At 39.8% G+C, this 11,325-nt stretch carries 10 protein-coding genes and 1 pseudogene; 9 read left to right on the forward strand and 2 right to left on the reverse strand.

What is annotated here, in order from left to right; translation table 11 throughout:
- Positions 1–13: 13 nt before the first annotated feature.
- From NO991_RS13395 to NO991_RS13435, 9 genes and pseudogenes are all read left to right on the forward strand, one after another.
- Positions 14–733 (forward strand): annotated as a pseudogene (locus tag NO991_RS13395) (enoyl-CoA hydratase/isomerase family protein); the annotation flags it as partial.
- A 70-nt stretch (positions 734–803) separates the two neighbouring features.
- Positions 804–1,631 carry a DUF4437 domain-containing protein gene (locus tag NO991_RS13400; RefSeq protein WP_300581704.1) on the forward strand — a complete coding sequence of 276 codons (828 nt, stop codon included), beginning with the start codon at positions 804–806 and terminating at the stop codon, positions 1,629–1,631.
- Between the two features lie 137 nt (positions 1,632–1,768).
- Entirely contained in the window at positions 1,769–2,068 is a 300-nt protein-coding gene (locus NO991_RS13405; RefSeq protein ID WP_187490472.1) for a hypothetical protein, read from the forward strand.
- Between the two features lie 167 nt (positions 2,069–2,235).
- Complete coding sequence (locus NO991_RS13410) at positions 2,236–2,631, forward strand: SIMPL domain-containing protein (protein WP_371352120.1); 396 nt, start codon at positions 2,236–2,238, stop codon at positions 2,629–2,631.
- Between the two features lie 297 nt (positions 2,632–2,928).
- On the forward strand, positions 2,929–3,651 hold the full coding sequence (locus NO991_RS13415; RefSeq protein WP_294410121.1) for an SIMPL domain-containing protein: 723 nt from the start codon (positions 2,929–2,931) through the stop codon (positions 3,649–3,651).
- 321 nt (positions 3,652–3,972) lie between these two features.
- On the forward strand, positions 3,973–6,591 hold the full coding sequence (locus NO991_RS13420) for a TonB-dependent receptor (RefSeq protein ID WP_371352121.1): 2,619 nt from the start codon (positions 3,973–3,975) through the stop codon (positions 6,589–6,591).
- Between the two features lie 144 nt (positions 6,592–6,735).
- Complete coding sequence (locus NO991_RS13425) at positions 6,736–8,178, forward strand: glycoside hydrolase family 10 protein (protein WP_300358677.1); 1,443 nt, start codon at positions 6,736–6,738, stop codon at positions 8,176–8,178.
- Between the two features lie 71 nt (positions 8,179–8,249).
- Positions 8,250–8,993: a hypothetical protein gene (locus NO991_RS13430; RefSeq protein ID WP_300581694.1), complete on the forward strand. Its 744-nt coding sequence runs from the start codon at positions 8,250–8,252 to the stop codon at positions 8,991–8,993.
- Positions 8,994–9,056: 63 nt separating this feature from the next.
- Positions 9,057–9,290 (forward strand): hypothetical protein, encoded by a 234-nt coding sequence (locus NO991_RS13435; protein WP_054553756.1) that lies wholly within the window; start codon positions 9,057–9,059, stop codon positions 9,288–9,290.
- Here NO991_RS13435 and NO991_RS13440 read toward each other — a convergent pair.
- A complete protein-coding gene (locus NO991_RS13440; RefSeq protein ID WP_054553755.1) occupies positions 9,287–9,667 on the reverse strand; it encodes a diacylglycerol kinase in 381 nt (126 codons plus the stop codon). The genes NO991_RS13435 and NO991_RS13440 overlap by 4 nt on opposite strands.
- A gap of 20 nt (positions 9,668–9,687) precedes the next feature.
- Positions 9,688–11,313, reverse strand: a complete 1,626-nt coding sequence (locus tag NO991_RS13445; protein WP_300358671.1) for a phosphoethanolamine transferase — start codon at positions 11,311–11,313, stop codon at positions 9,688–9,690.
- Between the last annotated feature and the right edge of the window lie 12 nt (positions 11,314–11,325).

Genomic DNA, 11,325 nt, shown 5'->3' on the forward strand with positions numbered 1-11,325 from the left:
TTACGATAGCTTTTTTACAGCCGCAACCAATAAAAACACTAAAGTTGTTATTTTTCAATCAGCAAACCCTGAAATTTGGGTTTGCCACTATGATACTGAACTATTGAAAGATATGTCAGTTGAAGTTGTTTCACGCGATGAAGCGAAGCTGCTGGACTTACAATCAATTTGTGAGCGCTTAAGTAAAGTGCCGCAGGCAACAATAGCAAAACTAGAAGGTTTTGCACGCGGTGGTGGCCATGAACTAGCGCTAGCGCTTGATATGCGATTTGCAGCTCGTGGTAAGTTTAAATTTATGCAAATGGAAGTTGGTATGGGTATTTTACCCTGTGGTGGCGGTGCTTCAAGAATGGCTCGCCAGACAGGTTTAGGTCGTGCTTTAGAAATTATTTTGAGTGCCCGTGATTTTGATGCAGATGAGGCTGAGCGCATGGGTACCATTAATAAAGCGCTTAACCCCGATGAGATTGATGAATACGTTGATACGCTAGCAAACCGAATTGCTCAGTTTCCTGCTGAATCAATTAATGCATGCAAACAAATGGTATATGAATCAATTGATAAGCCAATTGCGGAGGCATTAAAAGCAGAAGCATATTGGTTATATCAAGCAACCAGTAAAACACCTGCAATTAAGCGCTTCACTATTGCCGATGAGCAAGGCCTTGAGCATGACATAGAAAATCAGCGTAATTGGCCGGAGTTAGTGATGAAGGTACAAGAAATAAATTAGTACTGTGCTAACAACAAGATTTGTAATCCCAAGAGAGTTCTCTTGGGTTTGCTATTAGAGGAAATTTAATATGTTAAAGCTATTATCACTAACAACAAGTGTAGTACTTATTGCTGCATTTTCAGCCGCTGCTGATGAAAAAAGGTTGGATAATCCCCAGTCTGAACTTGTCCCCGTAGAGTCCATAAACTGGGGATATTTAAACCCTCTACGTGGTGATAAAAGCCCTGGCGCAGCAAACTTATGGGGCGACAGAACAATAGATTCTGCAACCGGTATGCTAGTGCGCTTTAAACCGGGCTTCTCATCTCCTGCGCATATTCATAATATTTCATACCGTGGCATTGTCATTAAAGGACTGATGCATAATGATGACCCAAATGCAGAATTGAATTGGATGGCAACAGGGTCATTTTGGACGCAACCTGCAGGGCAAAATCACATAACAGCTGCTAAGGCTGAGACCAATCTCATATACCTTGAAATCGATGAAGGGCCTTATTTGGTTAAGCCTTCTAAGGCGCAGTTTAACAATGGCGAGCACTCACTCAATCTTCATGCAGACAATATGGTATGGCTTACTAGCGATGAGTTAACGTCATTAGACTCTAAAAAGGTTACCCTTACCCCTCTTTGGCAAAAACAAAATCAACAAGGTGTTTTAGTTAAACTTGATGCGGGTTTTAATGGGCAATTAACAAGTGAAAGAGGTTCATTACGCGCAGTTTTGATCAGCGGCGAGCTTAACTACCGATCTGTTGAACATAGTGAAGCAAAACAAATTGAGGCTGGTAGTTACTTCTCGTCAGTTGCCGGTTTTAAACATCAGCTAAAGACTGAGGGTGGAGCAATCGTTTATGTGCGATTTAACAATAAACTACAGATCAGTGAACAATAACTATTTCAAAAGATAATGTTTTAAATTAACTAACTCTACTGTACTTTTTTTGTACTTGCTGTATCTTAAGTTGGTACGCAATTTTAAGGTTTCATTGAGTGTAGACTAACACTCATATGTTAAGTGGAGTAAAGGATATGCACGCACACACAGTTATAGAGTCAGCAGCAACTATTCAATCGGGTGTCGCAAAAGCGGATGGTAAGCTTGTAGTTACTGAACAAGACATTGTTTTTGAACCGTTTAATAAAGAGCTAGGCTTAGGCCCATACACATTTTCCCGAGCGCAAATCAATAACGTTGGTAAGTGTTCAGGTAAAGGCGCGGGTATTTTGCCAATCACAGCAGATGGAATTCGCATAACTTTAAATAATAACGATATATTTGAGTTCATTTTAGCAAACCCAGATGAGTGGCTAAGCGTACTAGCTCACTAAGCAAATCTTCAAAAAGACGGCATATTTTAGCAACTTGTCATAATATGCCGTGTTAGCTTTTCATTAATTAATTTCCTTTCTTCGCAACTATTTACACTTAAAAACAGCATACATTGCTATACATTCACATCCTAGCAAGGCATCATAACTTTTTCTAAGGAGAGGTTATGATGCTTAAATCTTTGTTACCACTGGTTTTATGTACCAGTTCTGCAATAGCTGCAACAAGTCTGCCGGATAATCGTCATATTGTTGTTAAAGGTGAGGCTGTTGTGCTTACAGCCCCCGACAGGGCTGACATCACGTTAGAGTTTGAAACTGTTAAAGCTGAAAGTGTGCAGGCTAAGCAGCAAGTCGATGAACAAGTAAATAAACTCCTTGCGGGCTTAAATAATTTCTCAATAGACGAAAAAAGTATCTCTGCGGGTCGAATTTTCGTAGAGCCGAACATGCGCTATGACGAAAACGATAACCAAGTTAAAGATGGTTTTCGCGCTACCCGCAAGGTCAAAGTCAGCCTTAAACAACTCTCCCTTTTGGATGGCTTTTTAAACTTTTGGTAAGTGTTCAGGTAAAGGCGCGGGTATTTTGCCAATCACAGCAGATGGAATTCGCATAACTTTAAATAATAACGATATATTTGAGTTCATTTTAGCAAACCCAGATGAGTGGCTAAGTGTACTAGCTCACTAAGCAAATCTTTAAAAAGACGGCATATTTTAGCAACTTGTCATAATATGCCGTGTTAGCTTTTCATTAATTAATTTCCTTTCTTCGCAACTATTTACACTTAAAAACAGCATACATTGCTATACATTCACACCCTAGCAAGGCATCATAACTTTTTCTAAGGAGAGGTTATGATGCTTAAATCTTTGTTAGCACTGGTTTTGTGTTCCAGCTCTGCGATGGCTGCAACAAGTCTGCCGGATAATCGCCATATTGTTGTTAAGGGTGAGGCTGTTGTGCGTACAGCCCCTGATAGGGCAGATATCACGTTAGAGTTTGAAGCTGTTAAAGCTGAAAGTGTGCAGGCTAAGCAGCAAGTAGATGCGCAAGTAAATGAACTCCTTGCGGGCTTAAATAATTTCTCAATAGACGAAAAAAGTATCTCTGCGGGTCGAATTTTCGTAGAGCCGAACATGCGCTATGACGAAAACGATAACCAAGTTAAAGATGGTTTTCGCGCTACCCGCAAGGTCAAAGTCAGCCTTAAACAACTCTCCCTTTTGGATGGCTTTTTAAACTTTGCGCTTAAAGTGGGTGTCAATCAAATCGAGCAAATTCAACTTTTATCAACCAAAGCCTCAGATTACGAGCAAGCCGCTCTTGATAAAGCAGTTGCGAATGCCAAACAGCAGGGAAGTAGCCTTGCTAGCGCATTCGAAGCGAAACTTGGTCGGGTGTATAGTATTCAATCACAAGAAGTAGGTAGTCACTTTGGCTATGGCAGCAACACAAATATTGAACGAATCATGGTAACGGGCTCACGTATTAATACAGTCCCAGAAGGTAAGTATTTACAAGAATCGATTACCTTCAGAGCAAGTGTCAATGTTGTGTTTGATTTAGTTTTGGAATAATTAATTCCCTGTTTTTAAAACATCAAGGCAGCCTATGAATCTTTAAAAGCAGCTTTGATTTCTTCTCTTTTCATTGCTATCAAGGTATTGATTGTATTTAGTTTATCTCTTTATGGGTGGTGAGCGATTAAAAGTTGAGAATTAAATATTTTACCCTAAGCGTATTTTTTAGAATAAAATATCTTGATTTTATAATTTATTACTAATATTGTAGCCGCATTGTAACAATAAAGTTGTTACCAATTGTTGTTCTTAAGAGCATTTATGTAGTTTGTAGTCACAAAATCTCTCACTTTACAAAAACTATAAGGTTACAGTTCCATGAATAAAAAATTCTCAGCGCTAGCGGCTGGTGTTAAAAAAGCACTTATTCCTACTTTAGTTTTAAGTACATCAGTATCTGTTTATGCAGCAGGTCAACTGCCAGAAAAGAAAAAAGCAACTAAAGAAGATATCGAGCAGATTGAAGTAAGAAGTTATGCTGCATCAGTTGAGAAAAGCATTAATATGAAGCGCTTTTCAAACAGTGTAGTTGATGCCGTTTCTGCTGAAGATATTGGTAAATTTCCAGATCAAACTGTCGCTGATGCACTACAGCGTATTCCGGGTGTACAAGTTGAAAAAGACCTAGGTGGTGAAAGCGACCGAGTTAGTATTCGTGGTACTGCACCGCATTTAAATATTACCTTGTTAAACGGGCAAAACGTTGCTTCAGCAACTGCTTCAGCTTCAATTACGCGTCCTTCACGAGGGTTTAACTACTCGCTGCTACCAGCTGAATTAGTAGATACGCTTGAAGTATATAAGTCGGCAGAAGCAGACATTGATGAGGGCTCTATAGGTGGTACCGTTGTTGTAAAAACTCGTAAACCGCTCGATAGTGAAGCGAATTATGCAGCGCTCTCTGTTAAGGCTTATCATTTTGAAAATGCTGAAGAAACTAAACCGTACCTTTCTGGTTTGTATTCGTGGAAAAATGAAGCACAAGATTTTGGTTTTAATCTAGGATTTGTTCATAAAGAAACTGCGACCCAACGTGATAGCAAAGAAGTTCGATTCGGCTATCGCAGTACCGATGCAGATCAAGATGGCAACGCAGAGTTTTACCCTGGCGCGGTAGGCTATAACCGATACGCAAGTGATAGTGATTTAGATACCGCAACTTTGACGTTTCAATATGCAGCAAATGACAACGTAGATTTTGTTTTTAATAACTTATATTCAAAATCTGAGCATGAGTCATACGGAACTTACTCAAGCGGCTTTATTTTGCAAAACATTGCAAATGTAGAAAATCCAGTCATTGTTGATGGTACTTTAATTTCGGGCGATCTGCCGGCCCATAATAACTTAGGATATTATGGCAATGCAGGTTATGAGGGGGAGTTTAAAACTCAAGCGCACGATTTAAAAGTGACATATAAAGCAGACAATTACACTGTTACAGGTCAGCTAGGTTATAGCAAGGCTGATGGTGAAGTAAGTGATGTTTACTCAGAATATTACGCAAATACAAGCGCATCATTTACATTAGACAATGGGAAGCCAGATGTAACATTAGACGCTGATTTAAGCGCTGATGATTATCGCTTAGACTACAACCATAAAAATGACATATACAACGACTCAAAGGAAGTTTACGGACAGCTAGATTTTGAGTATCTATTAGATGGTGACTTCTTCAAAGCAATCAAGGCTGGGGTTAAGTACCGAGAGCATTCCAAAGCTGCAAGTTTAATAAAAGCGAATTATCCAAAAGTATCATCAGATGGTGAACAATTTAACTTAGGCATGTTCGCAAGCGATTCGACAGATAATGCAATTTTATGGCAGTTTGATAATTCAAAATATGCTGATTGGATATCATCAACAGCACCTTCTACAGCGCCATATGAACACCTTGATTACACATTTGATTTAGAAGAAACCGTCACCGCAGGGTATGTAAAAGCGGTGTTCGATCATAATAAGTGGCGCGGTAATTTTGGGGTTCGAGCTGTGAAAACAGAGCTTGATTCTCGTTCTGTTGAATACACAGGGCGCAGCTTTGCACCTGAAAATATTCAAGATATCTATAGCTCTAATAGCTACGATGATATTTTGCCAAGTGTGAATATCAACTACGACTTTACAGATGATGTGGTTGTGCGTTTTGCTGCGGCAAAAGTCATGTCTCGCCCTGATTATGACTTCTTATCTGCCCGCAAAAGTGGTTATTGTGCTGTAGCTACAGGCTGTAAAGGTTCTGAGGGTAACCCGAACCTGAAGCCTTACCGTGCGACTCAATATGACTTATCTGCTGAGTGGTACTTTAATGAATCATCTATTTTATCGTTTGCTTATTTTTATAAAGATATCGACTCATACATAACCAATGCCACTATTGAAAAACAATGGGCCACGACAGATCCAGATACAGGCGTGGAAGAAGTTCGTGACTTTTTAGTGACCCAGCCTCTGAACGGTTTAGGCGGTGAGAACTCAGGTTTTGAAGTTAACTACACGCAGAAACTTCCTTACGGCTTTGGAGTACAGACAAACTACACCTATTCAGATGCACAGTTAAAACAAACTGCGGAGCAAAAAGAGGCGGGTGAAGAAGCCGTTTTACCTAATAATTCAGAAGATACCTTTAACGCGACAGTATATTATGAAAATACAACCTTTAGTGCCCGTGTTTCTTATACTTATCGTTCAGAGTATTTCTACACTAACTATCTTGGTTTGAACCAATATAAAGATGGTTTTGGTCAGTATGATCTTAATATTAGTTACAATGTTACTGAAGATTTAAACCTTGTATTCCAAGCAATTAACCTCACGGATGAAGAGCAAGAAGCAACGTCGGGCAATAGCACCGGCATGTCAGATGCTAATCGCCCATTAGCGATACACGATTATGGTCGTCGTTTCTTACTTGGCGCACAAATGAAGTTTTAATTTTTCCTTTTGAATTTGATACATGTAGGCACAGCAAGTCTTTGTTGTGCCTTTTTTGTGGGGTATACAATGTACTTTAAAAACGTTTTCTCTTTGATAATGTGCTTTGTTTTGAGTGCGTGCAGTTTCGTACAAATAAAGGAGATGTCTAATACTGAAAAGCAGTTGTTAGGTAACATCCATCAAGATCACGTTGCAAGGGAGTTTCGTGCGGCATGGGTTGCCACTGTTGCCAATATTAACTGGCCTAATGAGCCAGGGCTGTCAGTTAAAGAGCAAAAAGAACAAGCTATTCAAATTCTTAATTCACTTCAAAAACATAACTTTAATACGGTTATTTTTCAGGTTCGACCGCAAGCCGATAGTTTGTATCAAAGCTCTTACGAACCTTGGTCTTATTACCTTTCTGGTGAGCAAGGTAAAGCGCCTGAGCCGTTTTATGACCCATTAAAATTTTGGATAGAGCAAGCACATAAACGAGGTTTAAAGTTGCATGCATGGATAAACCCTTATCGTGCTCATCATCATATAGGGGGCCCAATTTCAGAACACTCAGTTGTTGAAAAAATGAATGATAAGGTAGTAAAACTCAAAAATGAGACCTATTGGTTTTTACCAACCGATCAAGCCGTGGTTTCACATACATTAAATGTATTAACCGAACTTGTAGATAGCTATGATTTAGATGGTATTCATTACGATGACTATTTTTACCCTTACCCTTCTTACAACAACGATGAAGATTTTCCTGATGCTGAACAATACAGGCAATATGTGGCTGAAGGCGGGGCACTTTCGATAGGTGATTGGCGTCGTGAAGCTGTAAATCAGTTCGTTAAACGCTTATATCAACGAGTAAAGCAATCGAAGCCTCATGTACTTGTTGGCATAAGCCCATTTGGTATCTATAGACCTGGTGAACCTGAAACTATTCGCGGGATGGATCAATATGACAAGCTGTTTGCTGATGCTAAGCTTTGGCTTAATGAAGGATGGCTTGACTATTTTTCGCCGCAACTTTATTGGCCAATAAACCAGTATGCACAAAGTTACCCGCTCTTATTAAGTTGGTGGCAATCTCAGAATACGCATGAACGACATCTGTGGCCTGGTATTAATGCGTTACGCTCATTTGATGAGGCCGGCGTTGATGAAGTCGTGAATCAAATCATGATTAATCGTGGTTTTTTATCAACATCACCCGGTACAGTGTTTTGGAATGTAGCAGCACTTGATGGCAGCCAATTGATGAGTGATGTGATTGCACAAGGCGTTTATCAGCATCAAGCATTAATACCAGAAACTCCGTGGATAGCTGCGCCGCACTTAGCGGCTGTTAATGTTGATATGAATTATGTTGGCGAAGACATCCAGCTTACTTGGAGTCACCCTAATTCTGAGCAAGTATCACAGTTACTCGTCTATTTAAAATATGCACAGCAGTGGCAATATTATTTCTACTCAAGTGAGGAGAGTGTAATTTATGTTGCGGCCTCTGAAGGACAGCGACCATTAGAGGCAATTAAGGTAATTGCTATTGATAGACTCGGTAACCAAAGTGATGAGATTGAGTTGTTAATCAAATAGCGCCTGTACTGTAAATACAAAAATTTGTTACGCTTTGAATAATCAAATTTTTAACTATAAAAGTGAATACAATGAAGTATTTTGCGGTCATTTTCTTAGGTTGCTTTATCTCATTTTCAACAGTTGCCGCAACAAAGCACATAAATATTGTCAAACCTGTGGTTGCGGCATTTAAGGCGGGGGATAAAGCTGTCATTGCTAAGCGAGTGCATTATCCACTGCAGCGTAAAGAGCCGCTGCAAGCAATTGAAAATGAGCAAATGCTTATAGAAAAGTTTGAGCAAATTTTTGATAAAGAGTTTGTCGAACAAATCGTGAACTCAAATATTCGCCATGATTGGGAAATGATGGGGTGGCGTGGCATTATGTTTGATTCAGGCAAATTGTGGTTAGACTTTGATGGCTCCATTTGGGCTGTGCCTTATGAATCAGAGGCAGAAAAAGCACAACGCGAAGCATTGATTGACGAGCAAAAACAAGCATTACACAAAAGCCTCCGTGAATTTACAAAGCCGATACTAACGTGGCAAACAAAACAACATTTAATTCGTATCGATGAACTGGCTGATAATCAATACCGCTATGCAGCATGGGGGATTGATCAATCTATGCAAGATGAGCCAAGCCTTGTGATCACAGGGGGCACATTAAGTTTTGATGGCAGTGGGGGCAATCATTTTTACACCTTTACTAACAACGGTTATCGTTATGTCTGTCATGTTACTGCGCTTGGTACTGAACACTCGCCATCAGGGCTGTTAGAGGTGTTTAAAAATAATGTACAGATATTGTCTGAGCCTGCTTTAAGTTATTAGTATGTTCCTCTTATTTTGCACTACACTTATTCTTCCAAAGGAGTTTTTCTAAAGGAGTAAGTTATGGGTACAAAATTTTGGGTGATCAGAGCCGCTAAAGTTTTTACGCTGGTGTCTATTTTATTATTTATGATAGAAATTTTAAAAGGTCACGAGACACTCAGCGCGTTAGGTTTTGCGCTACTTTGGTCTTTTATTGCCACGGCCATTTTTATTGCAACCCGTTTATATCATTCATCAAAAGGGCGCCACTGTGCACTTTGTAATGACACCCCTGATGATAAAAAAGTAAGCTAACTTAGGTTATTAATAAACACGCCGCCCCAGACCAACACACAAATTGTTAGAGCAATCAGTACGGCTGCGGATCCTAAGTCTTTAGCTAGGCCTGATAATGGATGAATTTCAAGGCCTATTCGGTCTATGGCGGCTTCAATTGCCGTATTGACGACTTCAGCAAACATCACAAATAGCACTGATACAAGCAGCATTATTTTCTCATACAGGCTGATCTGCCAGACAAAAACCACTGCTATGGCAAGGACCAACAGTATCAGCTCTTGTTTAAAAGCAGACTCATGCTTTGCCAACCACGTGAATGCTCGTTGGGAGTTTTTGAATGCGAGGAGGATACGTTTAATGCCAATGGGTTTGTTAGTGCTATCAAATTGCATAGTTTGAAATCTCTATTTCGTTAGCTTTGTGTTGAGCAAGCATTAAAAATATCTTGCTCTGGGCGATATTCAATGCTTTGTATATGAGTTAAGCCAAGTAGGGTGTCAAAAATGTTATCGTGCGAAAAAGCATGGTTACGCTGCTGTTCGATACATTGATTAAAGCGGGTATCGGCCAGTTTATTACTCCAAAATAGCATAGGCACATGGGTTTGCTCTTTAGGCGCTAATGCATATGGGAAGCCATGTAAGTACAAGCCTTTTTCACCCAGTGATTCACCATGGTCAGAGACATACAGCAGGGCTTTATCATCCGCCGGACTGTTTTGCAGTAATTTAATAAGCTTACTCAGCACTAGGTCGGTATAAGCAATGGTATTGTCATACGTGTTTGTCAGTTGCTCAGTGCTACAATTTTGAATATCGCTACGTGGGCAGTCCGGCAAAAATTTACTGTCTTTTTCTGGATAGCGGCGATAGTAGGTTGGCCCGTGTGAACCTATCATATGTAACACTATTAGTTGGTGCTTCGCATGACTCTTGGCAAGCTTTGCAGCTAATGCTTCAACCAATACTTCATCAAAACAATAACGTCCGTCACAAAGTGGATTGCTCTTTGTGGGTTCTACCGTTTGTGAGTTTACTCGTGCGCAAACCCCTTTACAGCTGCTATTGTTATCAATCCACGTTACTTCTACACCACTTCGTTGAATGATATCTAGGGCATTTTCTTGGCTTTGCGCGATGCGCGAATCATAGTGATTGCGGTCTAAGCGCGAGAACATGCAAGGTACTGAAATGGCCGTTGCGGTGCCACATGAACTTACATCACTGAAATATTTAACGCCAAGTTTAGGGGTATATTGATTAGTCGGCTTGTCGTAACCTTGCAGTGAGAAATTTGCTGCACGGGCAGTTTCACCTACCACCATAATCGTCAGTGAACTTTGTTGCTTAGCTAATAGGTATGGTGTTTTATCTAAGACTTTAAATGGTAAAGGTGGATAAAAATAATTATCGCGCAGGTACTTATAGCCCGCAGTATAAAATGCAAAAGGGGTAATGTAGCTGGTTAATTGGCGATTATTACGCCCTACAGAGGCGTAATCTTTATAAAAAGGAACGGCAATAACAGCTACAGCAATAAACGCTGTAACGTTAAGAAATGCAAAGCTTTTAAGACGAATACGAAAGTTTCCGACAATTTTAAAGCGACAAAACAAGTAAGCAGGCAGTACGCCTAGCACAGTAATAAAAGCGATAACTTGTACATTAAGATATGAAAATGCTTCGCCTGAATTTGTTTCTAAGATATTTTGCAGCATGCTTTTATCAAAGATAACACCGTAATTTAAGGTTGCATAAAACAACAATGATGAAACCACGATGCTTGTTAAAAGCACGGGTTTTACGAAGGTGATTAACGATAACCAACTTAACACCATTGCCGTCAGTGCTAATAAGAAAAACGGTACGCTTGCTATAAATAACCAATTGACATGTTCAGGTTTGCTGGCTGCTTCAAGCGTGTTAAATAAAAACAGGCCATTAAATGCAATCACCAAGTACAACGACACCAACCAGACAAATTGGCTGTAGCTAACGTGCCATTTTTTAGTAAGGAGTTGTTTAATTTGCATGATCATAATGATTCCTCA

The sequence above is a fragment of the Pseudoalteromonas sp. DY56-GL22 genome, assembly GCF_041414715.1.
In the GTDB taxonomy this organism is placed as follows: domain Bacteria; phylum Pseudomonadota; class Gammaproteobacteria; order Enterobacterales; family Alteromonadaceae; genus Pseudoalteromonas; species Pseudoalteromonas simplex.

Bases quoted from the DNA above. Each gene is read 5' to 3' on its own strand.
- NO991_RS13400 (WP_300581704.1), top strand. From the start codon at position 804: ATGTTAAAGCTATTATCACTAACAACAAGTGTAGTACTTATTGCTGCA.
- NO991_RS13405 (WP_187490472.1), top strand. From the start codon at position 1,769: ATGCACGCACACACAGTTATAGAGTCAGCAGCAACTATTCAATCGGGT.
- NO991_RS13410 (WP_371352120.1), top strand. From the start codon at position 2,236: ATGATGCTTAAATCTTTGTTACCACTGGTTTTATGTACCAGTTCTGCA.
- NO991_RS13415 (WP_294410121.1), top strand. From the start codon at position 2,929: ATGATGCTTAAATCTTTGTTAGCACTGGTTTTGTGTTCCAGCTCTGCG.
- NO991_RS13420 (WP_371352121.1), top strand. From the start codon at position 3,973: ATGAATAAAAAATTCTCAGCGCTAGCGGCTGGTGTTAAAAAAGCACTT.
- NO991_RS13425 (WP_300358677.1), top strand. From the start codon at position 6,736: ATGTCTAATACTGAAAAGCAGTTGTTAGGTAACATCCATCAAGATCAC.
- NO991_RS13430 (WP_300581694.1), top strand. From the start codon at position 8,250: ATGAAGTATTTTGCGGTCATTTTCTTAGGTTGCTTTATCTCATTTTCA.
- NO991_RS13435 (WP_054553756.1), top strand. From the start codon at position 9,057: ATGGGTACAAAATTTTGGGTGATCAGAGCCGCTAAAGTTTTTACGCTG.
- NO991_RS13440 (WP_054553755.1), bottom strand. From the start codon at position 9,667: ATGCAATTTGATAGCACTAACAAACCCATTGGCATTAAACGTATCCTC.
- NO991_RS13445 (WP_300358671.1), bottom strand. From the start codon at position 11,313: ATGATCATGCAAATTAAACAACTCCTTACTAAAAAATGGCACGTTAGC.